The sequence below is a fragment of the Halomonas sp. genome, from assembly GCF_034520545.1.
Classification (GTDB): domain Bacteria; phylum Pseudomonadota; class Gammaproteobacteria; order Pseudomonadales; family Halomonadaceae; genus Halomonas.
Map to the genome: position 1 here is coordinate 626,359 of NZ_JAXHNN010000009.1, position 24,699 is coordinate 651,057.

The window sequence follows — 24,699 nt, forward strand, 5'->3', positions numbered from 1 at the left end:
GATCATGTCCGGCGTGATGACCGCCGAGCCCTTCGGCGCGCATCTTGAAGACGGCGTTGTGGAACATGGCCAGGTCGATCTCGGAGAGCAGCTTCTCGATCTTCACGAGTAGTGCCTCCATGCGATCCTCGAAGCCCTCCGGCAGGTCCCCGCGCACGCCGCCGGGAATGATGTACATGTGGTAGATCCGTCCGCCGGTGAGCTCCTCGAAGAGGTCGAGCATGTAGTCGCGGTGCGTGATCGTCCACTGCCCGATGGTGCCCATCCCGAAGGCGCCGGCCTGCCCGCCGATCCACTGGAGAAAGCTCGTGAGGCGCGCCATCTCGAGGGTGAGCAGCGAAGCCAGTTCGCCTTCTCGGGCACCTCGATCCCCGCGAGGTCTTCCACGCGACGCGGCGTAGAGATACTCGTTGAAGTCGGGCTCGGACGCAGATCCGGCAGACCAGCGGGAAGTTCTGGATGTAGGTGCGTCGCTCCATGAGCTTCTCGAAGCCGCGGTGCAGGTAGCCGACGTGCGTCCTGAGCACTCGACGACGTCGTCGCCGCTCACGGTGAGCTCCACCGACATGTTCCCGGTGATGCCCGGATGGTTCGGCCCCTGCCAGAGCTTGAGGTACTTCCCGCGAGTCGAGATCTACTTTCCGGAGCTGCCGGTGTCGCTCGTGCCGCGGTTGCGGTCGCCGGTCGTCGAACTCTACGTAGCGCGGCTGCTCGGGAACGTGGCGGATGTCGATCCCGCGTAGAGCCTGGTGTCGCTGATCCGGGTGCCGGCGCGTGTCTCGCTCGTGCGTGTGTCACTCATGCGTCTTCCTCCGGATAGAGCTTCTACCTTCATGTGCTTCGGTCGTGTCGTGAGTCGACCCGGCTCTGGCGCGGAACGTACGCGCCTCGGAGTAGGCCTTCGTATCGAACTCACGTGCGCATCGGCGGAATGTCGTCCCAGCTTTCGAGGACGAAGGGCTCGTCGACGCGCGGGCTTCCGGGAAAGTCGATGCCGAACATCTCCTTGAGCTCCCGCTGACGTCCTCGGCCTGCGCCCACAGGATGGTGGATCGTATTCCATCACGGCGTCGTCACGACTGATCTCCACCTCGACGCCGATGTCGCGTCTGCGTGCTCGTAGTTGTGCAGCAGATAGCGTCGAGCCGGAATACGCCCTGCTCGATGATATCCACGGCGGTGAAGAAGACGAGATGCGTGAAGGCCTCCCGGTCGCGGAGATGGGTGATGAGATCTCACCGCGCTCTACCGCGGTCGACACGCAGGAATGCCAGGTCCGCGAACTTCAGGCGGTCGTCGCGCGGCAATCGGTAGACGCCGAAGCGGGCTTGCCAGATCGCTTCAGTAGTTGCTTCCACTGCGTCGCGTTCCTACCAGTTGTAGTCCGGCATGTTCCAGTCGGTGATGATCTGCTTCTGGTTCTCTTTGTACCAGTCGAAGTGCTCGGCGTAGTAGTTTGCCCCCTCGGCCTCGCCGCTTCGGATGAGCGTCTTGAGCTTCTTGAATCCGGCGAGAATGGCCTCCGGTCGCGGCATGCAGCCGGCAATGTACACATCCACGGGGATGTACTGGTCGATTCTGTTGATCGTGTTGTAACTGTCCCAGTACATGCCTCCGTTTATCGTGCAGCTTCCGAGCCCGATGACGAACTTCGGATTCTGCATCTGCTCGTAGCTGCGGATGATGCGCTTGAGGGTCTTCAGCGACACGTAGCCGCCGATGATGAACACCGAGGACTGCCGGGGGTCGGCGCGGCCCTGTATCCCGTAGCGGTAAGCGTCGAATCGAGCGGTCATGAGGGGGCGCAACTCGATGGCGCCGCACCCGGTGCCGAAACCGAGAACCCACAGGCTCTGCGATCGCGCCCAGTTCAGAAACTTCTCGATTGCGCCACGGAACGGCGCCTCGACGTGAGGACGCGCCGAACAGAAGTGGCCTGCATCCTCGATCGGCATATCTGCATTGGGAAGCTGGATCTTGCCGCGCGTGGAGCGTGCATCGTCCTCGACGTGCGGTTCGGGCTCGGCGGGCTGTGTGACGCCGAGCGGCTCTCGTCTCGTGCTTCACTCATGGGAGTACTCCTACAGGGCGGTAAGAATCACGGCGACCACACCGATCGCCGCAGGTATTTTCAGAAAGAATCGAATTGATTGGTCCGCTCGAAAGCGGGGGAAGGATACCCCTACGATCACGGTCATCATGTACAGCGCGAAGGTTTTCAGCACCATCTCGAAGATGTTCGTGGCGCCGCCGAGGAAGAGGTTCATGTAGAGGATGCAGCTTCGCGCCGTTGAAGATGGCGCGGTTGCTCTGCAGCATGCCGAGGTAGTTGCTGCTGGTACTCTGTCGGAGGCCAATGGGGATCTCCTGTGGGCGGTGACCACGCTGAAGGGGTTGTTCATCGTCATCCCGAGAAACGCGATGAGGGCGGCGATCGTCGCAAGCGGATTCGTAAACAGGTTCCACGACAGGATGCTTCCTGCTGCGCAGCTACGAGCTCGGTTATCGAGAGGGTTCCGTGCTGTATGACGAGCGCGATCACGCCGAGGGTAAAGGGCACCTCGAAGGCGGTCATCTGGGCAAGGCCCCGGGACACGCCGATCGGGCTGTAGGGATGACCTCCCTCACCTGCGCCGAGCGCCATGCCGAGCTGACCGAAGAAGATGAAGTAGATCACCAGCAGCGACGTCGCCGGCAAAGCTGAAGTTGCCGAAAACGGGCGAGCCGAAGATCACCGGAACGAACATCAGCGTGCCGATGCCGCCGGCAAGCCGGAACACCGGGCCGAGGTAAAACATGACGCCGTGGGATAACCGAGGTCCGATTGGCGTTGTTCTTGATGATGTCGATGTAGGGCTGCCATACCGGTATCCCGATACGACCCTGCACGCGGGCCCGGATCCGGGCCGTCGTGCCCATCAGCAGGATACCGTAATTGAACACGATGAACAGGGTGAGTGCCGCGTATGCTAACCGGAGAAGGAGAGGCTCCGTCATCTACATGCCTCCTGCAATGAGATAGAGAACGGCAAGGAGGAGCACGATGTGCAGGGCGTAGGTCTGGCCGTTGCCGGAGTAGATCCGTCTGACCGCGCCCCCCACCGATGATACCGCTTCCTGTATGCCGTTCCAGAATCCGATAACGCCCGGGCGCGTGAGGAATCCAGTGCCCGGTAATAGGGGGTGAAGAAGTTGTGCGCATAGTGGGTGGTCTCGGGGCGCTCGGGCCGCTCGGCGGCGAAGACGATGTTGAACTGTTCCACCCGCTGTGGTTTTTTCATTGCGACGAGCAGCCAGACGAGCGGCAGGGCGAAGACACCCATCGTCACGTACATCACCGTGTTTCCGTTCCAGTAACCGAGGGCACTCACCACCGTGTAACCCTCGAAGGCCACCGTGCTCGCGATGTAGGGCGAGACGGCCGCCGCGATGGGCCCGAGAATGATTGTCGGATACATGGACATCGCCATGATACCGCCGACCAGTGCCAGCTGCGGGATGAGAAGCCATACCGGCGCTTCCCGTACGCCTCGCAGCTCGTCCTTCGGCTGACCGAGGAAGACCGCGTGAATCAGCTTGAAGAGGTAGAGAAACGCGATGGTGCTCGCGAAGAAGGCGAGGGCCGCCTGAAGGTTCAATCCCTCCTCCAGCAGCGCGGTGTAGAGCAGCCACTTCCCGCCGAAGCCCGCGAGGGGCGGAACTCCGACACGGAGATGATGGAGATGAGCACCGTCACGAAGGTCAGCGGCATCTTCCTGATGAGGCCGCCGAGCCTGTGAAAGGTGCTCGTGCCCGTTCGCAGAATCACCCCGGCGATCGCAAGGAAGAGGATACCCTTGAACGCGAAGTGGAGCACCGAGAGGTAGAGTCCCGTCGTCCACCAGGTGACTCGCCGCGGCGAAAGCGGCGATGATATAGCCGATCTGGCTCATACTCGAGTAGGCGAGCAGATACTCGGCGTCCTCCTGGAAGACCGCGAGCAGGGCGCCGAAGAGGGCCGTCGAGGCCGACCCAGCCGAGCACGGGGAAGATCACGCCCGCCGCGGCGGCCGCGGTACCGGCCGCGCGCGCCTGAAGCGGCCTCGACCCCGCTCCCCACGAGAGCCAGCACGGCGAGGATAATGCCGAACACCGGCACCTTGCTCAGCACCGCGGAGAGCAGAGCCGAGGTCTCGCCTTCGGCCTCGCCGTAGCTCGACGGCAGCCAGATGTGCACACCGACCGCACCGGCCTTCACGAGGAAGCCGATAACAATCAGGGCCACGGCGGCCGCCGGAACGGCCGTTCCGGCCACGCCGCCCGCGATCGAGCCGGCGCCGCCCCCGGCGCCCACAGCCGCGAGGGCGCCGGTGGCGCTCCCTCCCACCGCCAGGAGCTGCGCCGCCGACCTGGGGTGTGAGCGTCCGGCCAATCGCGGAGAGCACGGGCGCCTGCAGTGCGGCCCCCGGCGCCGCGGAAGCTGCCGCCGGCGGCGACGACCATCGCGAGGCCCGTCATCGGCGCGAAGGCGCCGCCGAGTGAGAACACCGAGATAGCGGTGGGCGGGTAGCTCGGCGCGCTCGCCGCGTTGGAGCAGCAGGTAGGAGCTCACCGTCATGAGCTCGAATGCGAAAAGGAAGCCGAGCGCACTACGCGCGACCAGAAGCGAGGACATCGCAAGTGCGAAGAGCACGAACAGCGGGAAATGCCCCCGACACCCTGCCGCGCCTGTGCAGGGTCGCCAGCAAGCAGCAGAGCCGGACCGCCGGCGAGGATCGAGACCGAACACGAGCGTCATCCCGGCGAGGGCGGGTGCCACGAGGTACGCGTAGACCGCGATCAGGACAATGCTCACGACACCCTTGACGAATCCGGGCAGGCCGTCGAGCACCAACAGAATCGCCGCTGCCGGCAAGAGGCAGGAAGAGCAGAAGATCCCTGAAAGCCGAAGAGCCAGGCGCCGGCGATACCCGCAGCCGCCGCAGCAGCGGCGAAAACGGCCGTGGGAACCGTGGCCGCGAGGCGGGCAGGCTGGAGGCCGACGGGCTCTGAGTTCGCGGGTTGTGTCTCGTCGCCCCGGGGCGTGGTGGCTCCCTGTATGGCGGGCGCCGGCGCGCGCAGGATGCCGAAGAACCGGAACAGGTACGTTGCTTCGAAGAGCGAGCCTCCGAGCAGCAGTGTCACCCAGAGGAACTGCCCCGCCCCCGTGAGCGAGACCACGAGCTGCCACTTGGCCCAGAAGCCGGGGAAGGGCGGAAGGCCCGCCAGTGCGACAAGCAGCAGCGCCGAAGAGCAGGCTGAGTCCGTAGGCACCGTGAAGGCGACCCCGGGCCTCCTCGATGGTGCGGATGCCCAGCGCTCCGACCAGCCAGAAGAGTCCTCCCTTTGGCAAGGAAATGATTCAGCAGGAGGCCGCCGGCTATCGAGCGCGACGGTAGCCGGCGCGACGTCGGTGAAGAGGCGCGCCCCGGAGACCACCGCAACGACGAGCCCGATCTGGGCGACCGAGGAGTACCCGAGCATGCGTCGCGCATCACGCTGACGCAGGCCCACGAGGTTGGACGCCGTGAAGGAGCAGGACGCCGGCGCCGGCAAGCACCGCAGCAACCGCCCGCGGCATGAGGGGCGCGATCTTGATCAGGGCCGCGACCATTGCGGTGGAGGTGCCGATGGACAGGACCGCAGAAACGGCAGGGTTCGCGGACTGGTATACATCGAGCGCCCATCCGTTTGCCGGGAAGGGCTTGAGCTCGATGAGCAGCGCGACGATCACGAGGAAGATGCGCCGAGAGACCGGCGCCGCCGGCGAGGACGCCCGCGTTCGCGTTCGCCCAGGCGATCATGCCGTCGATGTTGAGGGTTCCGGTGATCCGGTACAGGAAGATCGTTCCGAGCAGCAGCACCGCCGAGGAAATACCGCCCGCGATCACGTACTTGAAGCCCGCCGCGAGGCTGTTCTCATCGTCCTCTATGGCGAGGATGCCGTAGCTCGCGATGGCCGCAATCTCGAGAAACACGAAGAGATTGAAGAGGTCGTCGGGTGAGCACGATGCCGTTCGCGCCCATAGCCATCATCACCAGTAGCACCTGCGCGCCCACCGAGTCGGTGCGCAGCCTACGGAGCATGACGACGGCGGAGCCCAGGAACGCGAGGTTGATCAGCAGGTTCAAGCGCCGCTTCCAGCGTGCCCATCCGCAGATTGATCGACAGCGGCGGGGAGAATCCCGCCGTCAGTACCTCGGCGGTCGCTGCTCCCGAGAGTAACGAAACCGCCCATGCGAGGGACAGCCCGACCATCCACAGCGGGCCCCGAAGGTAAGGGTGAGAGAGAGACCCCGACCGCGCACGGTCGGCGAAGCCCGAGAAGAAATGCCGCGAGGAGTGGAATCGCGATGAGGTAGATCGGGCTTACCATTTCGAGCTCCTTGTAGTCGTCAATGAGAAGTGAGCCGCGTCGCCGGTGAAGCTGCACGGCGTAGGTCAGCATCAGCGCCGTCACCGCCAGACCGATCACGATGGCGGTGAGCACCAGGCGCCGACGGGGAGGGGGTCGACGACGCTGCGACGGCCGCGGTTGACGTTCCGACGCGCGTCGTCGAGAATTGGCGCCGTTCCGCCACGAATGTAACCGACGGATACGATGACCAGGTGAATGCCGGTATCGACTATGGAAAACCCGATGATGATCTTGAAGAGGTTGCGTCGAGTGAGCATTGCCCAGAGCCCGACGCCCATCAGCAGAAGGCCGATGGTAGTTACCAGTGTCATGCGTGCCCTCCTTCCCGGGAGCGAAGACGATCAAGGATGCCCGAAAGCTCGGCGCCCACCTTGACGCCGACGAGGGAGTAGATGATGGGAATCGCGCCGGCACTGAAGAGCGTGCCGAACTCCCTCAGAGGCAATGATGCGGTTATCCAGGAATCCCGCGGCAAGGACGAGTCCGAGCGCGCCAAGCACCACATACGTTGCGCCGGAGAGAGATTCCACCGCCGTGAGCAGGGTGTGGCCGATGGCGCTCGCCCGGCGTCGCGAGAAAGCAGCAGCAGCAGTGCGGAGACAAGGATAACGCCGCCCTGGAATCCGCCGCCCGGCGTCAGATGCCCGTGAGTGAAGATGTAGACGCCGAACAGCGCCACCACGGGCACGAGAATGCTGTGCCGCCGGTAGTGCAGGATCTCCGATGGCCCCTGTCCCGGGCCCGCTTCCGTCACGGCCGGTACGCCGTCGGCGCCCGAGCGAACGGCCGGACCCTGCCGCCTCAAGAGAAAGCCCACTCCGGCGGTCGCGATGAAGAGGACGCTCACCTCGCCGAGGGTATCCAGCCCGCGGTCATGGTCACGATCACCGCGGTCACCACGTTCTGGGCGCCGAGCTCGCCGGGAGTACGCTCTACATAGGCCTGCGCGACCGCGGTCAGCTCCTCCAGGGGCGGGAGCTCGGTCACGAGCGGCACGGCGAATCAGTACGAAGCCGGCGATGGCGAGAATTGCCGAATACCCTAGCTGACCATGGGACTCTCCCTTCGCCGTGCGCACCCGATTGAGGGCGTAGAGGAACACCACCGTGGTTATGCGCCGAGCCGATGGCGGCCTCCGTCATGGCCACATCCGGTGCGGCGAGCATCACGTAGACCACGCTGGCGGAGAGGCTGACAACGCCCGAAGCGATGATGGCGGCAAGAAGGTGTTTCTGATACACGGCCACCACGGCCGCCACCAGCATGACGAGTGCCGAGAAGCGACAGAAAAACCGTCATCGATACCGCGCCTCCCGTTTGCGTGCGGTCTCGGGGTATGCTGTGGCCGAGCCACATGCCGCGTGTCCGCGAGATCGTCCTTGACGGTTTTCGCCGCCAGGGGGGTCCCCGAATGGCGCAGCCGCGCGGATGAGCGCGTGGGACGATATAGGGTTCGTGAACACGATGAACACCACCAGCAGAACGATGCGGCCACTCCACGGCGGATTTGCCACGGCGATCCCGATCAGGAAGAGAATGCTTCCGAGGGTCGTCGCCTTGGTGCCCGCCTGCATCCGGTTATAGACATCCGGCATACGCACGAGGCCGATGGAGGCGAGCAGAAGAAAGACGGCTCCGACGATGCTCAGGAGCCCCCCGATAATCGGTAGTATCATTACAGCCCCCTTTCGAGATAGCGGGCCACCGCGACCACGCCCAGAAAACTCACCAACCCGTACACCAGCGCAACATCGATGTAGATGATCCGGTCGGCGATGACTGCCAGAAAGGCGATGAACGAGATAGCGATGATGGTCATGCCGTCCAGCCCGACGGTACGGTCGGCAGCGCTCGGACCGATCACCACCCGGTAGAAGGCCAGACGGCGGCCAGAGCGGCTATGCCGCCGGCGATCCAGAAGAGCATCTCAGCCACAGACAACCTCCAGATATCGCTCGAACTTCGCCACGATCCGCTCCGTGGCCTCCTCGATGTCGTCGCCGGCGACGTTGATCCAGTGCGACGTAGAAGACGTCTCCGTCGGTGTCCACGGTCATCGTGCCCGGGGTCAGGGTGATCGAGTTCGCCAGCAGGTGTTCGCCCGAGCCTTGTGTGGCAGGTTGGCCCTCACCCGCACGATTCCCGGCCGGATCGGCAGGTCCGGCTTCAGGACGCGGAAGGCAACGTCTATGTTGGCCTTCAGCAGCTCGGCCAGGAACACGAACACGTAGGCAATCGCGAACACCAGGGCGCGCGGAGACATGCGGATTTCGCCGAATACACCGGCCGAGCCGAGTGGAAGCACACTAATGACCAGCGCCACGACAGCCGCGACGGCAAGCTCCTGTGCGTCGAGCGGATAGGCAAGGCCCGCCCACACGGCGAGCAACAGTACGAGGAGAATGAGCTTTCCTTTGAGAAGCTTCACGGCTACCCCTTTACGTCCGTACATATACACCGCCTTCGCGCTGTCTCAGAGGAGACGATTCGCACGTCGATTCGCGCGTAAATATCGATATCATATATGGATGACTATATAACCCGAAGTGTATACGGAGATCGGCGAGTTGTCCACGAAAAACTAGTCGATTTCGGCCGGGCGAAGGGCTGATTCCTATGGCATCGCGCCACGCGGTCGGGCTCGAACCCGAAGTAATACTCGCCGTCGACCTCGAGGATAGGGTAGATAAGCCGCTCGCCTCGCCGCGCTTCCAGATCGTCGGTTACACGCGTGCCGTATTTCGCCGCGAATTCGGTCGAGGTACACGTAGACGAAGCCCGAGGCCTTGAGTTCTGCGAGAAAATGAATCGCATCCTTGCAATGGTCGCAGTACGAAAGCCCGTACACGTAGACCGAGTCGAGCCACTGCGGTCCATCGAGGTCCTTGTACCGCACATCCTCGTACATAGCATTCCTCACTGCGTATATAAGCAGAAAGTCTATACCATGTGAGCTGAGCGCGCAAGGATGAATTGACGGATTGATGGAACCGCGCCGAAACGCGTGGGAGCTGCCCACCGACCGGATACCCAGTTGTACCTTGACCCGGAACATAAGCTTTAGCACTATCTGGGTATGCTTGAATGGTTGAGCCAACCATGGCCATGGTATATATCGGGCCCCCTGCTTGGACTGATGGTGCCGCTCTTGCTCCTCTCGAGCAACAAGCACTTCGGCGTCTCCTCTTCGTTCAGGCACGCCTGCGCGGCTGCATTTCCGAAGGCTTCGGGTGTCATATCTCAGGTACAACTGGAAGGACGAGGCCTGGAGTCTCGTCTTCGTGGGCGGCGTCATTGCCGGAGCGGCGCTCGCGGTCGGGTTTCTCGGCGGAAACCGGATGCCCGGGATAAGCGCGCAGGCCCGGCGAGATGTTCTCTCGCCTGGGGCCTGACCGATTTCTCGACCCTTCAGCCGGCCGAGATCTTCGAGATTGTCGCGGTTCGGCGATCCGCGGAACCTCATCATGCTCCTCGGCGGCGGGTTTCTCGTCGGCTTCGGCACGAGATACGGAAACGGCTGTACCTCGGGGCATGCCATCATGGGGCTGTCGCTCCTGAGCTTCGGGTCTCTGGTGGCGACGGTAAGCTTCTTTCTCGGCGGGCTTCTGGTCTCGAACCTCGTCCTGCCGGCGCTCATGACGCTATAGGCCCACATACTTCAGGAGTACATCAATGAAACACCTGGCGAAACATGCGAAGTTTTTCCTGATCGGCGTCTACTTCGGCGTCGTGCTCATCAAGGCCGAGGTCATCTCCTGGTTCCGCATTCAGGAGATGTTTCACTTTCAGTCCATCCATATGTACGGCGTGCTCGCAACGGCGATCGCCGTCGGCGTGGCGAGCGTGATCGTCATCCGGATCTCGGGCCTGCGGGCAGCCGGCGGCGCACCCATAGACCTGAAGCCGAAGCCCTTCAACCGCGTCGGCAACGTCGCCGGCGGGTTGATCTTCGGGTTCGGCTGGGCCCTCACCGGGGCCTGTCCGGGGCCGCTCTACGCCCTGCTCGGCGCCGGCTATGCGGTCATCGCGCTGGTCATCGCAAGCGCCCTGCTCGGCGTGGTAACCTACGGCGTACTGCGACCCAGGCTGCCGCACTGAAAACCTGACAAACCGCGGGATCAGCATATCGCGGGACCGGAGCGATACGATGAACTACAAGACGATAGATGAGATGATCGGGAATACGCCGCTCGTGCGGCTGCAGCGGCAGGACACGGGCACGAGCACCGTGCTCGCCAAGCTCGAAGGGAACAACCCCGCAGGGTCCGTCAAAGATCGGCCGGCCTACGGGATGATCGCCGAGGCCGAACGTCGCGGCGACATAAGGCCCGGCGATACGCTGATCGAGGCGACGAGCGGCAATACGGGAATTGCGCTTGCGATGGTTGCGGCAATGCGCGGCTACCATATGGTGCTCATCATGCCCGAGAGTGCCTCCGAGGAGCGCAAGGCGGTCATGGCCGCCTACGGTGCGGAGCTCATCCTCACGCCCAAGGACGGCGGGATGGAGGCGGCGATCGACCGGGCGCGAGCGCCTCGAGGCCGAGGGGCGCGGACGTATCCTCAACCAGTTCGGAAATCCCGACAACCCCGCGGCCCACTACGGGACGACGGGTCCGGAGATCTGGCGCGATACCGGCGGAGACCTGACCCATTTCGTGGCTTCAATGGGTACCACGGGTACCATCATGGGAACCGGCCGCTACCTCAAGGAGCGCAATCCCGGGATTCAGATCGTGGGTGTGCAGCCGGGAGAGGGCGCGAAGATTCCCGGAAGCCGCGCCTGGCCCGAGGAGTACCTGCCGACCATCTACGAGCCCGCGCGCGTGGACCGCATCATGGACATCACCCAGCCCGAGGCCGAGGAGATGGCTCGCCGCCTTGCGCGCGAAGAGGGGATTTTTGCCGGTATATCGTCCGGGGCCTCCATCCATTCGGCGGTCAGCCTGGCCCGCGAGGTCGACCGCGCGCTCATCGTTGCCATCGTCTGCGACCGCGGTGACCGCTACCTGTCCACCGGCGTGTTCCCCGCGCCCTGAGTCCCGCCCCGCCGCGCGGGACCGCGTCGCGGCCCGTGGCATACCGTGGAGCCGTGCTCTACCGGCGGCGTGCGCTGGCGAATGCGATTGTCCGGCTTCTCGATGGTGACCTTGCTGTAGGGGTCGACGTCGTGGGTCAGGAAGACGTTTCCGCCGATCGCCGACCCGCGTCCGATGGTCACCGGCCCGAGGATGGAGGCGTTCGAGTAGATCACCACGTCGTCCTCGATGGTGGGGTGGCGTTTGAAGCCGCGGTGGAGATTGCCCTCCTCATCGGTCGGGAAGCTCAGCGCCCCGAGCGTGACACCCTGATAGAGCTTGACGTTGTCGCCGATCTCGGTGGTCTCGCCGATGACCACGCCCGTGCCGTGGTCGATGAAGAAGTTCCGCCCGATACGGGCCCCGGGATGGATGTCGATACCCGCCGCGCTATGGGCGAACTCGGCCATGATGCGGGGCAGGAGCGGTACGCTCCCGCACGATGGAGGTGATGGGCGACGCGGTGGGTGAATATTGCCTGGAACCCGGGATACCCGATGATGATCTCGTCGTTACCCGTGGCTGCCGGGTCCCCGAGGTACGCCGCTTCCACGTCGCCGTCGAGAACCTCGATGAGCTGCGGCACGCTTTCGAGGAGATCGAGCGCATGCTCGGCCGCCTCGGCGCGCGCCCGTTCGAGATCGGGATTGGTCTCGTTTCGGCGCGAGTGGAGGATGCACTTCGACGATCTCCTCCGACAGCATGTCGTATGTTTCGTTCGCGGTCTGGCCGAGGTGAAATCGAAGGTTCGGCTTATCCACGGCCTTCCGATTGAAATAGCCGGGGAAGAGCAGGCGCTCGATGAGCGTGAGAAGCTTTCCGACGGTCTCCCGATGGGGCAGCGGGCAGGTGCACACATGATTCACCGCGTCGCGATCGTCGAGCTTGTCGAGAATGGCGTCGGTCAGAGCCGGGATACGGCGTCGCGGGTCTGTGTCCGTCATGTCTGCTTCCCCCTTGCCGCGGATGCGGTGTGTCTGTCAGTATCACTAAGGTACATACCTCGCAGCTCGTGGTCGAGCCGATAAGTTGTGAAAGGAATCGATCGCATGGCAGGCGAACACGTATTGGTGATCGGAGGCGGCGGAACCGGTGCCGCCATCATTCATGATCTCACGCGACGAGGGTATCGGGCAACACTCGTGGAGCGTGGCGAGTTGACGGCGGGCACTACAGGCCGACACCACGGGCAGCTGCACTCCGGCGCCCGCTACGCCGTGGGCGACCGGGATATCGCACGGGAGTGCATGGAAGAGGTGCGGATCCTCCGAAAGATCGTTCCCGAGTCCCTCGAGATGAACTACGGACTCTTTGTGGCGACCAACGAGGAAGAAGCAGCCTACGGCGATCATTTCATCGCCGCCTGCAACGAGGCGACCATCCCCGCGCGTGACATCCCCGTGGAAACGGCCCTCGAGATGGAGCCGCTCCTCAATCCCGACATTACCCGCGCCGTGCAGGTCCCCGACGGAACCCTCGACGCCTGGCGGCTTCCGCTTCACTTCTTTGCCACCGCACGGGCGGCCGGCGCGACGGTGCGGAACTTTACCGAGGTAGTCGGCCTGCATCGTGCCCAGGGTCGCGTGACGGGTGCCCGCGTGCTCGAGCACGCCACCCGGCGGGAGTACGACATCGGGGCCGACTTCGTGATAAACGCGACCGGTGCCTGGGCCGGGCGGGTCTTGCGCCATGGCGGACATCGACCTGCCGATCACCCCGGCGCCCGGAAGCCATGGTCGCGGTGAAGAAGCGGCTCGAACAACATGGTCGTCGAGCCGCCTGCATCCGACCGGCGACGGTGACATCATCGTTCCCCAGCGCAAGCTCTCCATCATCGGGTCGACTCAGTGGCAGACCGACGATCCCGACAGTACTCCTGCCCGCCACGAGGACATCGAGTTTCTCATCCGCAAGGCAAACGAGATGATGCCGTCCTTCGGCGATGCCGGGTTCCACGCGCGCCTGGTCGGCCGTCCGTCCCCTTGCCGGGCGCGCGGAAGGCGCCGACGGGCGAGGGCTCAGCCGCGACTTCACCTGCATCGATCACGGCGCGGAGGACGGGGTTGCAGGATTCCTGAGCGTCACCGGCGGAAAGGCGACCGTGCTGCGGGCCATGGCGGAGAAGACCGTCGACACCCTCTGCAGCATCCTCGGTGACGAAATACCCTGCACCACGGCGGATGCCGAGTTGCTTCCCCATCGCGCCTTCTTCAACCCGAGTTTGGCATGGAAAGCCGGCCGCGAGGAGCACCCTGATTAAGGAGCATGCAATGCCCGCGAATGCCGATACGAAGACCGTCACGTTTACCGTCTCACGCGAGCAGCGCGAGCCCGGACGAACGGACGACTTCGAGGTCCCCTGCGACGCCTATACCACCGTTCTCGACGGCCTCGAATACATCCGCACACGCATCGACTCGACGCTGATGTATCGTCACTCATGCCACCACGGCTCCTGCGGAACCTGCGGCATGATCATAAACGGGGAGAAGCTTCTGGCCTGCACCACCAACGTCTTCGCTCTCGAGGCGGACAGCGTTACGGTGCGGCCCCTGCCGCAGTTCGAGCACGTCGGCGACCTCGTCGTCGACCCGAGGAGTCTCTTTGCCGACTTCCCGGCGCGTGCCGACTACCGCCGCGCGAGCGGGTACAACAAGGACGCCCGCGTTCCAGACGAGATCGAGGCCTACGAGCGCTTCGAGAACTGCATCGAGTGCGGGCTCTGCGTTCCAGCCTGCTCCGGTGACCTCGGATTGGATGGGACCCGCCGCTCTTGCCGCGTGGAATCGTGAGCTCGAGAAGAATCCCGACCGGCGGCGAGGAGATCCTCGACACCGTCGACGTCGACCGCGGGGCGTGGTCCTGTGAGCGTCACCTCAAGTGCAGCGCAGTCTGTCCGACCGGGGTGTATCCGGCAAAGCACATCGCCCTGTTGAAGCGCGCGGCGAAGGAGCGGCGCGAGGGATAGCGCGTCGCGGGTCCGTACTCCGGATGCTTCGCGCGTTCAGCTCTTACAGGAAGTCGTACCCCTTCATGGCGAGCTCGCTTTTCACTCGCCGGAGCGTCGCGCGAAGTGTGTCGTTGATCGGGGATACCGTCGGCCCGGCGCTGCTGCTCGATCTCGTACTCCTTCTCGCCGGCGACGTAGATGCGATCATGCCCCGGCGCCTTCTTCGACTGCTGCAGCTTCTGAAGGATATCGGTCGCGATTCGTCGGAACTCGGCAGGCTCGATGAAATGGGCGACATCGACGGCCAGAAAGAAGTGGCCGAGGCGGAACGGCTGCGCCGTGCCCGTGTCGTCGAACCCGGCGAGATCCCAGAGATAGCTTCCACCGGAAAGCGCGGCGCTGAGGATCTCCACCATCGTTCCATAGCCGTAGCCCTTGTGTCCCCCGTAGAGCTCTCCCGCGCCGCCGAGTGGCAGCATCGCCGCCGCGCCGGTGACCAGGTCCTTCAGAAGCGGTCCGGTGTCCGTCTGCGACGTCCCGTTCTCGACCTGTGGCCAGTCCTTCGGGGGTGTCTTCGCCCCGCCGGTTGAAGTACTCGAGTTTGCCCCGCTGCGTGATTGACGTGGCAGCATCGATCACGAAGGGGAAGGGGAGGTCCGTCGGAGCGCCGAACGTGACCGGGTTGGTTCCGATCATCGGCTGCACGCCGAAGGTCGGTGCCACGCCGGGGCGGGCGTTGGTAACGGTCAGTCCGACCATGTCCTCTCGCGTGCCGCCATGATGGGGTAGTACCTGCGAAGCCGTAATGAGTGGAGTTTCTCACCGCGACGGCTCCGAGGCCGTAGGCCCGTGCCTTCTCCATTGCCATGCGCATCGCCCGGTAGGAGATGACGTGGCCCATGCCGTGGTGGCCGTCGAGGGTTGCGGTCGTCTCGGTCTCTTTCACAACCTCCAGGTTCGTGGTCGGAGACTGAATGCCGGTGCGAATCCGGTCGTGATACATCGCGAGGCGACCGACGCCGTGGGAATCTATTCCGCGGAGGTCCGACGTGATGACGACGTCCCGGCAGATCGCCGCCTCGTCCTCGGGAACGCCGAGACCACGGAAAACGTCGAGGACGAACTGCTTCAAGTGTTTCAACGGGTACGCTTTGGATTGGCTTGACTCATGGTAACTCGCCGGAAGCTTCCCGAATCCTGCACGTCGTGTCAACCTTCGAGCCCTCGCGCCGATGGTCAGCGCCGGCGTCGGACGGCCCGTCGCTACCGTCGACGATCTTCGAGATTGCGCGGGAAGGGCGGCCTTTACCGGAATTCCGTTACCGGCGCTCGTGGAGCGATAGTCATAGCGCGCGACCATCTCCTCGAGCCCCTCAGCCGAGCGAGCCGATCGCGGCGTCCTGCACGGCGAAGAGATCGGATAGCCAGGCCCCGAGCTCTTCGCCCCGAAGCACCTCGCGGCCGACTTCGACGGTGGTGCGCATATGGGGCAGACAGAACCCGTGTGAACCCCGAAAGGTTTCCGCGAAGTCCTCGTCCGAGCGATGCAGGCTTACGATCGTGAACGCGTAGTTCGCCAGGTCGGCGCCGGAGGCGTTCGCAGATCATGCAGCTTCGCTCCTCATCCGCGAGGGCTTCGAGCAGGGCGTCGAGCTGCTGCCCGTATTTTTCGCTCTCTTCCCGCTGCCCGGCCGCGCGCTCCGCCGATCGGCGCGCCGTCTCGAAGCGCGCGCGGCGTTCGGCGAGGTGTGTCTGCGTCATGAGTGCGAGGCCGAGACGGTCTGGAGCCAGCGCTCGAGCAGGGAAAAGTGGCGGGCGCAGAAGCCGATGCGATTTACCTCCACACGCATCTCGGGTGCCATCACCGCACTCCCGAGGAAGAACCTCTGGTAATCCGCCTCGAGTTTCTGCTCGAGATAGCATAGCGGGCAATCGGCCTCGTGCTCGTAGGCATCCCACACGGGAATGGTCTGGAGTTCGTATTTCACTCCGCCATGGTAGCCCGTGTGCGCCGGCTGTTCCAAGCGACTCACTTCAACTATACTCCGCCGCATGAGACGCATGCCGAAAAGAACCGATGCGGAGTCTCTCTACCGTCCGTTTGTTCTGGTTCTGCTCGTCGGGGCGCTGGTCCTGTCATTTTTCGTACTGCGGGCCTTCTTCAATCCCATTATCTTTGCGATCCTTCTCTGCGACGCTTGCCTTCCCCTTCTACCGGCGCCTGCTCCCGCGGCTCGGGGGCCGGGACACCCTTGCGGCTCTCGTGGTCGTGCTCGGTGTATGCGTGGTGATCATCGTTCCCGTGTTCTTTTTTCTGTTTCTGCTATTTCTGCAGGGGGCGGAGTTCGCGCGGGACCTGGTGTCCTGGGTCCGTTCCGGTGAGCTCGAGGCACTGTTCGGCGGACCCGCGCTCGGCCGTTTCGAGGAGCGCCTCTCCGCATGGCTTGCCGGGGTGGACGTGGATCTGTCGAGCCTCGAATGTTCGCGAGCGTCTCCTCGGGTTCGCCCAGACAGCCACGCAGTACTTCGTACGAAACAGCGTGCAAATCTTTGGAAATGTCGATGGACGTTGTCTCGAATTCTTTCATTCTGGTGTTTCTTCTCTTCTACCTGGTACGCGACGGGTCGCGCATGGCGCAGAGCCTCCGGGATTTCCTGCCCATGCGTCCCACGCAGAAAGAGGCCGTCTTCCAGCGGATCCGTGACGTGACCAGAGCCGTGGTGTTCGGCACCTTTGCGATTGCCCTCATCCAGGGCGTGCTCGGAGGCATCGGCCTTGCAATCGTCGGCATACCGGGGCTGATCTGGGGAACCGTCCTGGGCTTCTCCTCGATGATTCCCATCATCGGAACGGGATTGGTATCGATCCCGGCTGTGGCCTATCTTGCAGTCAGCGGGTCGGCACTGGCAGGCTGTGTTCTTCGCGGTCTGGGCCCTGCTTCTGGTCGGGGGCGTTGACAACTATCTGAGGCCCTTCCTGATGCAGGGGCGCGCGGCGATGTCGCCGTTCTACATCTTCCTCGCCGACCATCGGTGGACTCTCGTACTTCGGGCTCCCGGGTCTCGTCTACGGTCCCCTCGTCATCGCCTTCACGGCGGTCATGATCTACGTATATCGGGTCGAGTTCGGCGGTCTTGCGAAAACCTGAGCGAAGTGGTAGGCTATGTTCATCTGAATCACTCAGGGAGGTTTGCGTGCCACGCACGATTTTCACGTTCGTGCTTTCCATATGTGTCGTACTCTGTCCGCATCCGCGGCCGGAGAGGCTGAGAAGGGCGGGGCTTCGAGAGCGGGCACGGTCAATGTCTATTCGCACCGTCACTACGACGTCGACCGCCGACTCTTTGCCGAGTTCAGCGAGGAGACCGGCATCGAGGTCAACGTGGTCAGCGCCGGCGCCGACGAGCTCATCGAGCGACTCGCCGCGGGAGGGCGCAGACACACCCGCCAACCTCATCATTACGGTGGACGCCGGGCGCCTGAACCGTGCCCGGGAGCGAGGTCGTCTCCAGCCCGTCTCCTCACCGCGCCTGTCACGGCAGGTGCCGGAGCATCTGCGGGACGACGAGGGCTACTGGCATGGTCTCACGTCACGGGCCCGCGTGCTGGTCTACCATCCCGGGCGGGTGAGTGTCGGCGAGCTTTCCACCTACGAAGCGTTGGCAGAGCCGCAGTGGGAGGGCAGGATTGCGGTGCGCTCGTCGAGCAACATCTACAATGTTTCTCTTCTTGCGTCGCTCGTGGCCCATCACGGCGCCCGCAGTCTGCACGAGGAATGGGCCGCACGGTGTCGTGTCGAACCTTGCCGAGGCCGCCGCAGGGCAACGACCGGGATCAGATAAAGGCGGTGGCGGCGGGTGTCGCCGACATCGCGGTGGTCAACACGTACTACGTGGGGTTGCTCGAGGCGTCCTCCGATGAGGCCGAGCGGGAAGTGGCCGAGCAGGTGGAGATCTTCTTCCCGAACCAGAGCGGGCGGGGCGCGCACATCAACGTAAGTGGCGCCGGCGTTACCCGACACGCACCGAACGCGAGAGAACGCGGTGCGACTGCTCGAGTTTCTCACCAGCACCGCGGCTCAGCGGGAGTTCGCCTCCGCAAACTTCGAATACCCCGTAAACCCGGAGGTCGAGCCGGCCGAGCGAGTCGCGGAGTGGGGTGAGTTCAAAGCCGATCGGCTGAATCTGGGATCGCTCGGCGAGTACGCGGACGAGGCGGTAGCGATTTTCGATGAAGTTGGCTGGCGCTGAGCGGCCCCTCGCGCGGATGTCCGCGGCCCATGCCGGCGTGCTTGCGGTGGCGGTCGCGATTGCCCTGCCGGTCGGCGTGGTCGTCGCATCCGTCGCCGTACCGACGAGCGGGGGCATACTGCGCCTCTGGCGGACAGTGCTTCCGGAATATCTCGTGAACACCGCCGTCGTTGCCGTCGCCGTACCGGTAGCGTGCGGGCGCGGTCGGCACGGCGCTCGCGCTGGGTTACCACCCGTTATGAGTTTCCGGGACGGCGGGTGCTGACCGCGGCGGCCGCGGCCCCCCTCGCCGTACCGTCTTACATCGCCGCCTACGCCTATGCGGGGCTGCTCGACTACACCGGGCCCCTGCAGGCGGGCCCTTCGAGGCGCGGGGCTGGTCCTGGACTCACTCTACCTGCTCCCCATCGCCTCGCTTCCCGGCCTGGTGTTCATCCTCTCCGTGGTGCTCTATCCCTACGTGTTCGTTACGACCACGGCAGCATTTGCCGGCGCGCTCCGAGCGCCTGGTGGAAGCCGCCCGCTCCCTGTGGGGTGCGGCACGGCCTGTTCTTCCGGCTCGGGCTGCCGGTGGCCAGACCCGCCGTGGCCGCGGGGATGCTGCTTGTATCTGATGGAGTCGCTCGCGGCCTACGGCGCGCCCTTCTACCTTGGCGTCGGATGCACTCGACCACCGGAATTTTCCGCAGCTGGCTTTCCGCCGGCAGCGTGCTCACGGCGCTCAAGTTCGCCTCCGTGCTGCTGCTCATCGTGGTCCATCGCCGCGTGGGCCAGAGCGTGCGGGTCGGGGACGAGCGGAGTACGCCGGCGGGGCGGGCATGGCCAAGCATCCGCCGCGGCGCACGCGCCTCTCCGGTCTGGCCGCGGGTGGAGTGACGGCTCTGGTGGCGCTTCCCGCCGGCGGCGGGGTTCGTGCTGCCGGTGGCGATGCTCCTCCGCTGGGCCCTTAGCCGCTGCCGGGCGGCGTCCGCCGCCGGCGGGCACCAAGCTCGCTGACACGCTGCGCGCGGCGGCCGGCACGCTGAGCTCATCCGGCGGCGCCGCCGGTGCGTGACGGTGGGGCCGGCCCTGTTTCTCTCGTGGAGTGACGCGCAGCGGCGGCACCGCGGGCAGTCGCATCCGCGCCGCGGTGAGCGTAGCTCGCGTCCGGCTACGCGGTGCCCGGCGCCGTGATCGCCGTCGGGGTGCTCGCGGTGGCGACGCGGCCTGGACAGAGACCGTCGAACCCGTCTTTGCCACGCTCACCGGGACCGATCCGCGGGGATCCTCATGGGAAGCTTTCGTGCTGCTTCTCTATGCCTATGCGGTGCGCTATCTCGCGGCGGCCTACCGGCCGCTTGCCGCCGGTTTCGACGGGATCGGAGTGCCCGCTCGAGCGCGCCGCCCGGTCGCTCGGACATGGACCGGTGTCCACGCTGGCCCGCGTGCACGTGCCGCTGGGCCTGGCGAGCCTTGCGGCGGCGTTCATGCTGGTGTTCGTCGACGTCTCCAAAGAGCTCCCGCTGACACTGGTTCTCCGGCCCTTCAATTTCGAGACGCTCGCCAGTTCGGGCGTTCGCCGCTCGCGGGCGACGAGCGGCTGTCGCAGGCCGGGTCTGCCGTCGCTCGCGCTGGTCGCGCTGGGCCTCGCGCGGTATGGTCGCCGCGTGGAGGATGCTCGAGCACGGTCCGCACGGGGTTGTGAGATGGGAGGGGCTGTGAGATGGGAGGGGCTGTGAGACGGGAGGGGCTGTGAGATGGGAGGGGTTGTGAGATGGGAGGGGCCGCGAGATCGGAGGCGTCGTGAGATGGAGGGGTGTGAGACCGGCGCGGATGCGCCCGGAAATGGACGTGGACGACCCGTGCTGCGCCTCGACCGGGGTTAGCAAAGCGCTATCCGCGCGGAGCGCGGGACGCGGTGTCGGGGCTCTCCTGCACGTGGAGACGCGGGCGAGGTTCCTGGCTCTGGTAGGAGAGAGCGGCTCCGGCAAAACGCACGGCGCTCCGGCTCATCGCGGGCTTCGAGGCCCCGGACGCAGGCACCGTGGAGCTGCGCAGGTCGCAGTCGGTCGCCGCCGATCCACCCGAGACGAAGAGGGGTGGGGGTGGTGTTTCAGGATCAGGCGCTCTTCCCCCACCTGACAGTGTTCGACAACGTGGCGTTCGGCCTCCGCGGCGGTCGCTCCACCCGCGGTGGTGGTGACCGCCGCGGCGCCGCGGAGATACGCCGCCGCGTCGGGGAGGTGCTCGAGTTGACCGGCACCGCGGATCTCGAGGCTCGGTATCCGCATGAGCTTTCCGGAGGTCAGGTGCAACGGGTCGCGGTTGCCCGGGCCCTCGCGCCGCAACCAACGCTGATCCTCTTCGATGAGCCCTTCAACAACCTCGACGCGCCGCTCAAGCGGCGCCTCGCACAGGAGTTGCGCGAGCATCCTGCGGGCGACGGAAACCTCCGCGGTTCTCGTCACCCACGACCCGGATGAAGCCTTCGCGCTTGCGTCGCGCGTGGTCTTTCTCAAGGACGGACGGGAGGTCCAGCGCGGCACGCCCCGGCAGCTCTTCGAGACCCCCGCGCGCGCCGAGGTGGCGACCTTCTCTCGGACCGGGTAAACGCTGCGTACCCGCGGTTCGGATGCGCGACGGGTACGAGACCGCGCTGGGCCGCATAGGTCAGGCGCGCAGCAGCCCGTCTCTTCACCGCCGTCTCGCCCGGCGAGGACGTGATGGACACGACGCGGGGTTGCGAGCTGCTCATTCGCCCGGACGCTTTCACCGGTGGACGGCTTCGGACGGCGCGGACGAAGCCGGCGTGATGCCCGGGGCGTCGCCGGCCCGCGCGGCCTGCTGCGCATCATGCGGCCGTGTGCGGGAGGTTGATCTTTCGTGGTGACTTCTACGAAGTGCTCGTCGTGCCCGAGCTGCGCTCTCACCATATCCGGGCGCCCGCGTTCTCGAGGTCCATGTGCCGCGCCTCGCGGGCGCGCGACGCGCCAGCCACGCACGCGTGATGAGGACGTCACGTTGTCCCTCCGCAGGATACCCCGTGTGCCGCCTGCCGAGCTCTCCCCTTCGTTGACAGCGTGACGGAAACTGCTCGCAATAGGCGCCAATTCTAACGAACCAGTTTCCATTTCAACGAAGGAGAAATCACATGAAACGCGTTGTAGGCCTTTTGGCCTTGATGGTGTTTGCGGCGAGCGTAGCGTTCGCCGGTGGCCAGGGAGAGTCCGCGGGGAGCGGATCGCTCGAGGAGATGGACCCGGTGTCCTTCCGTCTCGCACATGTCGTGAACGAGCAGGACGGGTTCCACGTCGCAGCGGTCAAGTTCGTAGAGCTCGTGGAGGAGCGCACCGACGGCAAGATTTCCATCGAGATCTTCCCGAACGCTCAGCTCGGTGACGAGCGCACCCTGCTCGAGAGCATGCAGATCGGCACCGTGGACATGGGTGTCATCACCAACGGCCCGGTCGCCAACTTCGTGGAGGAGATCGCGGTGTTCGAGCTTCCTTCCTCTTCCCGAGCCCCGAGGAACGCCTACGCGGTCCTCGACGGTGAGATCGGTCAGGAGCTTCTCGACAAGCTCGAAGAGGTGGACCTGAAGGGTCTCGCATATGCCGAACGCGGATTCCGAAATCTGACCAACTGCGCCGACCCGTTCGCACGCCGGCGGACGTGGAAGGCCTGAAGATCCGTGTCATGGAGAACCCCGTCTACATCGACACCTTCCAGGCACTCGGCGCCAACGCCGTCCCCATGGCCTGGACCGAGGCGCTGACCGCCATGCAGCAGCAGACCATCGACGGGCAGGAGAACCCGATCAACGTCATCTACTCCTTCAAGCTCTACGAGCCCCAGCAGTATCTGTCGTTGACTCGGCACACCTCGCGCCGGCGATCATCGTGATGAGCCTCGACTACTGGAACCGGCTTCCGGCGGACGCCCAGCAGATTCTCGAGGACGCGCGCGAGGCGGCCGAGTACGAGCGGCAGTGGAACGCCGACATGGCGAGCGAGCAGCTCGAAGCACTCCGCGCAAACGGCATGGAGGTCATCGAGAATCCCGATATTGCCGCGTTCCAGGATGCCGTCGCGCCCGTGTACGACAAGTACGGTGAGGCCTTCGGTGACTACCTGAGCCGCATTCGAAGTCAGCTCGGCCAGTAACCTCGGAGACTCAACTATCATAGCCGACGAAGCTTCCGCCCGCGGGGGCTTCGTCGGTCTTCATAACCCGTTGGAAGGGCAGCCCGTGATTGCTCGAATTCTCGACAGGATTTCGCACGCGATAGACGAGGTCGTTCAGCGCGTCGCTTTCGTGTGCTTGGTGGTAATGATTGTCTCGACCACTCTTCAGATCGTGTTCAGGGTCTTCTTCGACGCCCTTGCGTGGTCCGAAGAGGTGTCGCGCTACATGCTCGTATGGTCGACCTTCCTCGGCGCCACCCTCGCCTATAAGCGGAGCATGCACATCTCGGTTACCTTCGTCCGCGAATCGTTCTCCCAGAGAGTGCGAAAAGCGCTGCGGATCGCGCGGTGGTTTCCGCGCTCGTCTTCTTCGCAGTGGCGTTCGACTTTGCGGTGGACTACATGTCGCGGCAGTGGCAACAGGTTTCTGCCGCCCTGCGGCTTCCGATGCCCGTCGTGTACATCGTGATGCCGATATCTCTCTTCGTCATGATTCTGCACGCCCTCGACGCCCTCGTCGCCGAGTTTGCGCGGCCGCGAGAGGAGGAGCTGATGGGACCTACTTCTGCTTGTGACGTTTCTCCTGTTCCTGCTTCTCGGCGTGCCGGTGGCTATCACCATCGGGCTGTCCTCCATGTTTGCGCGCTCATGAGCGGCAACACGAGTCTCATGGTAATAGCACAGCGGATGTTTGCCGGGACCGACAGCTTCGCGCTGATCGCGGTGCCGTTCTTCATTCTCGCCGGCGACATCTTGCAAAGGGCAAGATATCCGAGAAACTCGTGGAGTTCGCCGACGCCGTGTTCGGCTTTCTCAAGGGCGGCCTCTCGGTGGTCGCGGTGCTCGCCGGCATGTTTTTCGCCGCGATATCCGGCTCCGGCGCGGCAACGACGGCGGCGGTCGGGACGACCCTCGTCCCCGAGCTCAAGCGCAAGGGCTACGAGGAGGCCTCGAGCGCCTCGTTGATCGCGGCAAGCGGCACCATCGGTGTCGTCATACCGCCGTCGGTGCCCATGATCATCTATGCGGTGATCGCGGATCAGTCGGTTGCCGACCTCTTTCTCAACGGCTTCATCCCCGGGGTGGCGATGGGGCTCATCCTCATCGCCATCGCGATCCGGCAGGCGGTAAAGCGGCAACTACCGCGAGGGTCGAAGCTGGAGCTGCGAAACATTGTAAAGACCTTCTTCGACGCGCTGTGGGGGCTGCTGACTCCGGTTATTATCCTCGGCGGCATCTTCGGGCTACTTCACGCCCTCGGAGGCCGCGGTCATCGCGGTGAACTACTCGCTTCTGGTCTCTACTGCCGTGAATCGCGGACCTCAGCCTGAAAGATGTTTACCGCATCATGGTGGCGCTCACTGCATGACGATGTCGGTCATCATGTTTATCATTGCGACCTCCTCGGTTCTGAGCTGGGTGCTCGCCAACTGGGGGATCCCGGCGATGATCGCGAACGGCGTGCTGTCGCTGTCCTCGAATCCGCACGTGATCATGTTCCTCATCGCGCTCATCATCGTCATCACCGGCGTCTTCGTGGAAACCGCTTCGGCGCTCATCATCCTCACGCCGGTGTTTCTGCCGCTGGTGAATCAGCTGGGTATCGACCTCGTTCACTTCGGCCTGGTTATTGTAGTGGGGCTTGCCATCGGAATGATCACTCCGCCCGTCGCCATCAATCTCTACGTGGCGTCGTCCATCACGGGGTTGTCCATCGAACGAATCACCCGGGCGATCGTGCCGTACCTGCTGGGCCTGCTGCTCGTGCTGCTGCTCATGGTGTACGTGCCGATACTTCTGCCCGGAATCATTTTGTGAGG

General features: G+C 64.4%; 32 protein-coding genes and 10 pseudogenes. 17 read left to right on the plus strand and 25 right to left on the minus strand.

Annotated features, from left to right (window positions below):
• Nucleotides 1-31 precede the first annotated feature (31 nt).
• From U5L98_RS18785 to U5L98_RS18795, 8 genes and pseudogenes are all read right to left on the minus strand, one after another.
• Nucleotides 32-568: pseudogene (locus U5L98_RS18785) on the minus strand (hypothetical protein); the annotation flags it as partial.
• A 344-nt stretch (nucleotides 569-912) separates the two neighbouring features.
• The gene (locus U5L98_RS18790) at nucleotides 913-1,041 is read right to left on the minus strand and encodes an NADH-quinone oxidoreductase subunit C (protein WP_416208189.1); all 129 of its coding nucleotides are present in this window, start codon (nucleotides 1,039-1,041) and stop codon (nucleotides 913-915) included.
• 194 nt (nucleotides 1,042-1,235) lie between these two features.
• Entirely contained in the window at nucleotides 1,236-1,358 is a 123-nt protein-coding gene (locus U5L98_RS07985; protein ID WP_322557778.1) for a hypothetical protein, read from the minus strand.
• Between the two features lie 12 nt (nucleotides 1,359-1,370).
• Complete coding sequence (locus U5L98_RS07990) at nucleotides 1,371-1,955, minus strand: NADH-quinone oxidoreductase subunit NuoB (protein WP_322557779.1); 585 nt, start codon at nucleotides 1,953-1,955, stop codon at nucleotides 1,371-1,373.
• 126 nt (nucleotides 1,956-2,081) lie between these two features.
• A complete protein-coding gene (locus U5L98_RS07995) occupies nucleotides 2,082-2,474 on the minus strand; it encodes an NADH-quinone oxidoreductase subunit H (RefSeq protein WP_322557892.1) in 393 nt (130 codons plus the stop codon).
• Nucleotides 2,405-2,707, minus strand: a pseudogene (locus U5L98_RS08000) (NADH-quinone oxidoreductase subunit H); the annotation flags it as partial. The pseudogene U5L98_RS08000 and the gene U5L98_RS07995, both read right to left, overlap by 70 nt.
• Before the next feature lie 286 nt (nucleotides 2,708-2,993).
• Nucleotides 2,994-3,998, minus strand: a pseudogene (locus U5L98_RS08005) (proton-conducting transporter membrane subunit); the annotation flags it as partial.
• The gene (locus U5L98_RS18795) at nucleotides 3,929-4,294 is read right to left on the minus strand and encodes a proton-conducting transporter membrane subunit (RefSeq protein ID WP_416208221.1); all 366 of its coding nucleotides are present in this window, start codon (nucleotides 4,292-4,294) and stop codon (nucleotides 3,929-3,931) included. The gene U5L98_RS18795 and the pseudogene U5L98_RS08005, both read right to left, overlap by 70 nt.
• Here U5L98_RS18795 and U5L98_RS08010 point away from each other — a divergent pair.
• Nucleotides 4,211-4,399 carry a hypothetical protein gene (locus U5L98_RS08010; protein WP_322557780.1) on the plus strand — a complete coding sequence of 63 codons (189 nt, stop codon included), beginning with the start codon at nucleotides 4,211-4,213 and terminating at the stop codon, nucleotides 4,397-4,399. The genes U5L98_RS18795 and U5L98_RS08010 overlap by 84 nt on opposite strands.
• 431 nt (nucleotides 4,400-4,830) lie before the next feature.
• Here the strand turns inward: U5L98_RS08010 and U5L98_RS18800 are convergent, their stop codons facing one another.
• The 10 genes and pseudogenes from U5L98_RS18800 to U5L98_RS08045 form a co-directional block, all read right to left on the minus strand.
• The gene (locus U5L98_RS18800; RefSeq protein ID WP_416208190.1) at nucleotides 4,831-5,586 is read right to left on the minus strand and encodes a proton-conducting transporter membrane subunit; all 756 of its coding nucleotides are present in this window, start codon (nucleotides 5,584-5,586) and stop codon (nucleotides 4,831-4,833) included.
• Between the two features lie 281 nt (nucleotides 5,587-5,867).
• Nucleotides 5,868-5,996: pseudogene (locus tag U5L98_RS18805) on the minus strand (proton-conducting transporter membrane subunit); the annotation flags it as partial.
• A 150-nt stretch (nucleotides 5,997-6,146) separates the two neighbouring features.
• The gene (locus tag U5L98_RS18810) at nucleotides 6,147-6,467 is read right to left on the minus strand and encodes a hypothetical protein (protein ID WP_416208222.1); all 321 of its coding nucleotides are present in this window, start codon (nucleotides 6,465-6,467) and stop codon (nucleotides 6,147-6,149) included.
• Between the two features lie 23 nt (nucleotides 6,468-6,490).
• Nucleotides 6,491-6,748 carry an NADH-quinone oxidoreductase subunit K gene (locus U5L98_RS08020; RefSeq protein WP_322557782.1) on the minus strand — a complete coding sequence of 86 codons (258 nt, stop codon included), beginning with the start codon at nucleotides 6,746-6,748 and terminating at the stop codon, nucleotides 6,491-6,493.
• Complete coding sequence (locus U5L98_RS08025; protein ID WP_322557783.1) at nucleotides 6,745-7,284, minus strand: MnhB domain-containing protein; 540 nt, start codon at nucleotides 7,282-7,284, stop codon at nucleotides 6,745-6,747. The genes U5L98_RS08020 and U5L98_RS08025 overlap by 4 nt, the downstream gene beginning before the upstream one ends.
• The gene (locus tag U5L98_RS08030) at nucleotides 7,281-7,424 is read right to left on the minus strand and encodes a hypothetical protein (protein ID WP_322557784.1); all 144 of its coding nucleotides are present in this window, start codon (nucleotides 7,422-7,424) and stop codon (nucleotides 7,281-7,283) included. The genes U5L98_RS08025 and U5L98_RS08030 overlap by 4 nt, the downstream gene beginning before the upstream one ends.
• The gene (locus U5L98_RS18815; RefSeq protein ID WP_416208191.1) at nucleotides 7,421-7,702 is read right to left on the minus strand and encodes a Na(+)/H(+) antiporter subunit B; all 282 of its coding nucleotides are present in this window, start codon (nucleotides 7,700-7,702) and stop codon (nucleotides 7,421-7,423) included. The genes U5L98_RS08030 and U5L98_RS18815 overlap by 4 nt, the downstream gene beginning before the upstream one ends.
• 30 nt (nucleotides 7,703-7,732) lie before the next feature.
• Nucleotides 7,733-8,113: a monovalent cation/H(+) antiporter subunit G gene (gene mnhG, locus U5L98_RS08035; RefSeq protein WP_322557785.1), complete on the minus strand. Its 381-nt coding sequence runs from the start codon at nucleotides 8,111-8,113 to the stop codon at nucleotides 7,733-7,735.
• Entirely contained in the window at nucleotides 8,113-8,304 is a 192-nt protein-coding gene (locus tag U5L98_RS08040) for a monovalent cation/H+ antiporter complex subunit F (protein WP_322557786.1), read from the minus strand. The genes mnhG and U5L98_RS08040 overlap by 1 nt, the downstream gene beginning before the upstream one ends.
• A 201-nt stretch (nucleotides 8,305-8,505) precedes the next feature.
• Nucleotides 8,506-8,889: a Na+/H+ antiporter subunit E gene (locus U5L98_RS08045; RefSeq protein ID WP_322557787.1), complete on the minus strand. Its 384-nt coding sequence runs from the start codon at nucleotides 8,887-8,889 to the stop codon at nucleotides 8,506-8,508.
• Between the two features lie 979 nt (nucleotides 8,890-9,868).
• Between U5L98_RS08045 and U5L98_RS08050 the strand changes: the two genes are divergently transcribed.
• From U5L98_RS08050 to cysM, 3 genes and pseudogenes are all read left to right on the plus strand, one after another.
• Complete coding sequence (locus tag U5L98_RS08050; RefSeq protein WP_322557788.1) at nucleotides 9,869-10,084, plus strand: YeeE/YedE family protein; 216 nt, start codon at nucleotides 9,869-9,871, stop codon at nucleotides 10,082-10,084.
• Between the two features lie 25 nt (nucleotides 10,085-10,109).
• The gene (locus U5L98_RS08055; protein WP_322557789.1) at nucleotides 10,110-10,535 is read left to right on the plus strand and encodes a DUF6691 family protein; all 426 of its coding nucleotides are present in this window, start codon (nucleotides 10,110-10,112) and stop codon (nucleotides 10,533-10,535) included.
• A 49-nt stretch (nucleotides 10,536-10,584) separates the two neighbouring features.
• Nucleotides 10,585-11,476 (plus strand): annotated as a pseudogene (cysM, locus tag U5L98_RS08060) (cysteine synthase CysM).
• On the opposite strand, the gene U5L98_RS08065 reads toward cysM, so the two are convergent.
• Nucleotides 11,443-11,925: a DapH/DapD/GlmU-related protein gene (locus U5L98_RS08065; protein WP_322557790.1), complete on the minus strand. Its 483-nt coding sequence runs from the start codon at nucleotides 11,923-11,925 to the stop codon at nucleotides 11,443-11,445. The pseudogene cysM and the gene U5L98_RS08065 overlap by 34 nt on opposite strands.
• A 41-nt stretch (nucleotides 11,926-11,966) precedes the next feature.
• Between U5L98_RS08065 and U5L98_RS08070 the strand changes: the two genes are divergently transcribed.
• The 4 genes from U5L98_RS08070 (at nucleotide 11,967) to U5L98_RS08085 (ending at nucleotide 14,307) form a co-directional block, all read left to right on the plus strand.
• On the plus strand, nucleotides 11,967-12,290 hold the full coding sequence (locus U5L98_RS08070) for a hypothetical protein (protein ID WP_322557791.1): 324 nt from the start codon (nucleotides 11,967-11,969) through the stop codon (nucleotides 12,288-12,290).
• A 274-nt stretch (nucleotides 12,291-12,564) separates the two neighbouring features.
• Entirely contained in the window at nucleotides 12,565-13,260 is a 696-nt protein-coding gene (locus U5L98_RS08075; protein WP_322557792.1) for an FAD-dependent oxidoreductase, read from the plus strand.
• A 197-nt stretch (nucleotides 13,261-13,457) separates the two neighbouring features.
• Nucleotides 13,458-13,775 carry a hypothetical protein gene (locus tag U5L98_RS08080; RefSeq protein ID WP_322557793.1) on the plus strand — a complete coding sequence of 106 codons (318 nt, stop codon included), beginning with the start codon at nucleotides 13,458-13,460 and terminating at the stop codon, nucleotides 13,773-13,775.
• A 10-nt stretch (nucleotides 13,776-13,785) separates the two neighbouring features.
• Nucleotides 13,786-14,307 carry a 2Fe-2S iron-sulfur cluster-binding protein gene (locus tag U5L98_RS08085; RefSeq protein WP_322557794.1) on the plus strand — a complete coding sequence of 174 codons (522 nt, stop codon included), beginning with the start codon at nucleotides 13,786-13,788 and terminating at the stop codon, nucleotides 14,305-14,307.
• 79 nt (nucleotides 14,308-14,386) lie between these two features.
• Here U5L98_RS08085 and U5L98_RS08090 read toward each other — a convergent pair whose 3' ends face one another.
• From U5L98_RS08090 to U5L98_RS08105, 6 genes and pseudogenes are all read right to left on the minus strand, one after another.
• Entirely contained in the window at nucleotides 14,387-15,097 is a 711-nt protein-coding gene (locus tag U5L98_RS08090; protein ID WP_322557795.1) for an Ldh family oxidoreductase, read from the minus strand.
• A pseudogene (locus U5L98_RS18820) lies at nucleotides 15,066-15,224 on the minus strand (Ldh family oxidoreductase); the annotation flags it as partial. The pseudogene U5L98_RS18820 and the gene U5L98_RS08090, both read right to left, overlap by 32 nt.
• Nucleotides 15,225-15,309: 85 nt before the next feature.
• A pseudogene (locus U5L98_RS18825) lies at nucleotides 15,310-15,825 on the minus strand (Ldh family oxidoreductase); the annotation flags it as partial.
• Between the two features lie 13 nt (nucleotides 15,826-15,838).
• Nucleotides 15,839-16,045, minus strand: coding sequence for a DUF6062 family protein (locus tag U5L98_RS08100; protein WP_322557893.1), 207 nt, complete (start codon nucleotides 16,043-16,045; stop codon nucleotides 15,839-15,841).
• Nucleotides 16,046-16,109: 64 nt separating this feature from the next.
• Nucleotides 16,110-16,226: pseudogene (locus U5L98_RS18830) on the minus strand (hypothetical protein); the annotation flags it as partial.
• Nucleotides 16,223-16,498: a DUF6062 family protein gene (locus U5L98_RS08105; RefSeq protein ID WP_322557797.1), complete on the minus strand. Its 276-nt coding sequence runs from the start codon at nucleotides 16,496-16,498 to the stop codon at nucleotides 16,223-16,225. The gene U5L98_RS08105 and the pseudogene U5L98_RS18830, both read right to left, overlap by 4 nt.
• Nucleotides 16,499-17,021: 523 nt before the next feature.
• Here U5L98_RS08105 and U5L98_RS08110 point away from each other — a divergent pair.
• The 9 genes and pseudogenes from U5L98_RS08110 to U5L98_RS08145 form a co-directional block, all read left to right on the plus strand.
• Complete coding sequence (locus U5L98_RS08110; protein ID WP_322557894.1) at nucleotides 17,022-17,423, plus strand: AI-2E family transporter; 402 nt, start codon at nucleotides 17,022-17,024, stop codon at nucleotides 17,421-17,423.
• A gap of 345 nt (nucleotides 17,424-17,768) precedes the next feature.
• The gene (locus U5L98_RS08115; RefSeq protein ID WP_322557798.1) at nucleotides 17,769-18,308 is read left to right on the plus strand and encodes an ABC transporter substrate-binding protein; all 540 of its coding nucleotides are present in this window, start codon (nucleotides 17,769-17,771) and stop codon (nucleotides 18,306-18,308) included.
• A gap of 201 nt (nucleotides 18,309-18,509) precedes the next feature.
• Nucleotides 18,510-18,716, plus strand: coding sequence for a hypothetical protein (locus tag U5L98_RS08120; protein ID WP_322557799.1), 207 nt, complete (start codon nucleotides 18,510-18,512; stop codon nucleotides 18,714-18,716).
• Between the two features lie 818 nt (nucleotides 18,717-19,534).
• Nucleotides 19,535-19,666 carry a hypothetical protein gene (locus U5L98_RS08125; protein WP_322557800.1) on the plus strand — a complete coding sequence of 44 codons (132 nt, stop codon included), beginning with the start codon at nucleotides 19,535-19,537 and terminating at the stop codon, nucleotides 19,664-19,666.
• A gap of 456 nt (nucleotides 19,667-20,122) precedes the next feature.
• Nucleotides 20,123-20,434: a hypothetical protein gene (locus U5L98_RS08130; RefSeq protein WP_322557801.1), complete on the plus strand. Its 312-nt coding sequence runs from the start codon at nucleotides 20,123-20,125 to the stop codon at nucleotides 20,432-20,434.
• A gap of 339 nt (nucleotides 20,435-20,773) precedes the next feature.
• The gene (locus tag U5L98_RS08135) at nucleotides 20,774-21,178 is read left to right on the plus strand and encodes an ATP-binding cassette domain-containing protein (protein ID WP_322557895.1); all 405 of its coding nucleotides are present in this window, start codon (nucleotides 20,774-20,776) and stop codon (nucleotides 21,176-21,178) included.
• A gap of 698 nt (nucleotides 21,179-21,876) precedes the next feature.
• Nucleotides 21,877-22,858, plus strand: a pseudogene (locus U5L98_RS08140) (TRAP transporter substrate-binding protein).
• Nucleotides 22,859-23,024: 166 nt separating this feature from the next.
• Nucleotides 23,025-23,348, plus strand: coding sequence for a TRAP transporter small permease (locus U5L98_RS18835; protein WP_416208223.1), 324 nt, complete (start codon nucleotides 23,025-23,027; stop codon nucleotides 23,346-23,348).
• Nucleotides 23,243-24,697, plus strand: a pseudogene (locus U5L98_RS08145) (TRAP transporter large permease subunit); the annotation flags it as partial. The gene U5L98_RS18835 and the pseudogene U5L98_RS08145, both read left to right, overlap by 106 nt.
• Nucleotides 24,698-24,699 lie beyond the last annotated feature (2 nt).

What these genes read in the sequence shown, in the direction of transcription:
- U5L98_RS08085 (WP_322557794.1), top strand. Translation starts at nt 13,786, where the DNA reads ATGCCCGCGAATGCCGATACGAAGACCGTCACGTTTACCGTCTCACGC.
- U5L98_RS08110 (WP_322557894.1), top strand. Translation starts at nt 17,022, where the DNA reads ATGTCGATGGACGTTGTCTCGAATTCTTTCATTCTGGTGTTTCTTCTC.
- U5L98_RS18810 (WP_416208222.1), bottom strand. Translation starts at nt 6,467, where the DNA reads ATGCTGACCTACGCCGTGCAGCTTCACCGGCGACGCGGCTCACTTCTC.
- U5L98_RS08075 (WP_322557792.1), top strand. Translation starts at nt 12,565, where the DNA reads ATGGCAGGCGAACACGTATTGGTGATCGGAGGCGGCGGAACCGGTGCC.
- U5L98_RS08090 (WP_322557795.1), bottom strand. Translation starts at nt 15,097, where the DNA reads ATGCTGCCACGTCAATCACGCAGCGGGGCAAACTCGAGTACTTCAACC.
- mnhG (WP_322557785.1), bottom strand. Translation starts at nt 8,113, where the DNA reads ATGATACTACCGATTATCGGGGGGCTCCTGAGCATCGTCGGAGCCGTC.
- U5L98_RS08045 (WP_322557787.1), bottom strand. Translation starts at nt 8,889, where the DNA reads ATGTACGGACGTAAAGGGGTAGCCGTGAAGCTTCTCAAAGGAAAGCTC.
- U5L98_RS08055 (WP_322557789.1), top strand. Translation starts at nt 10,110, where the DNA reads ATGAAACACCTGGCGAAACATGCGAAGTTTTTCCTGATCGGCGTCTAC.
- U5L98_RS08065 (WP_322557790.1), bottom strand. Translation starts at nt 11,925, where the DNA reads ATGGCCGAGTTCGCCCATAGCGCGGCGGGTATCGACATCCATCCCGGG.
- U5L98_RS18835 (WP_416208223.1), top strand. Translation starts at nt 23,025, where the DNA reads ATGATTGTCTCGACCACTCTTCAGATCGTGTTCAGGGTCTTCTTCGAC.
- U5L98_RS08070 (WP_322557791.1), top strand. Translation starts at nt 11,967, where the DNA reads ATGGGCGACGCGGTGGGTGAATATTGCCTGGAACCCGGGATACCCGAT.
- U5L98_RS18815 (WP_416208191.1), bottom strand. Translation starts at nt 7,702, where the DNA reads ATGCTGGTGGCGGCCGTGGTGGCCGTGTATCAGAAACACCTTCTTGCC.
- U5L98_RS08020 (WP_322557782.1), bottom strand. Translation starts at nt 6,748, where the DNA reads ATGACACTGGTAACTACCATCGGCCTTCTGCTGATGGGCGTCGGGCTC.
- U5L98_RS08080 (WP_322557793.1), top strand. Translation starts at nt 13,458, where the DNA reads ATGCCGGGTTCCACGCGCGCCTGGTCGGCCGTCCGTCCCCTTGCCGGG.
- U5L98_RS08125 (WP_322557800.1), top strand. Translation starts at nt 19,535, where the DNA reads ATGGCCAAGCATCCGCCGCGGCGCACGCGCCTCTCCGGTCTGGCCGCG.
- U5L98_RS08115 (WP_322557798.1), top strand. Translation starts at nt 17,769, where the DNA reads ATGTCTATTCGCACCGTCACTACGACGTCGACCGCCGACTCTTTGCCG.
- U5L98_RS07990 (WP_322557779.1), bottom strand. Translation starts at nt 1,955, where the DNA reads ATGCCGATCGAGGATGCAGGCCACTTCTGTTCGGCGCGTCCTCACGTC.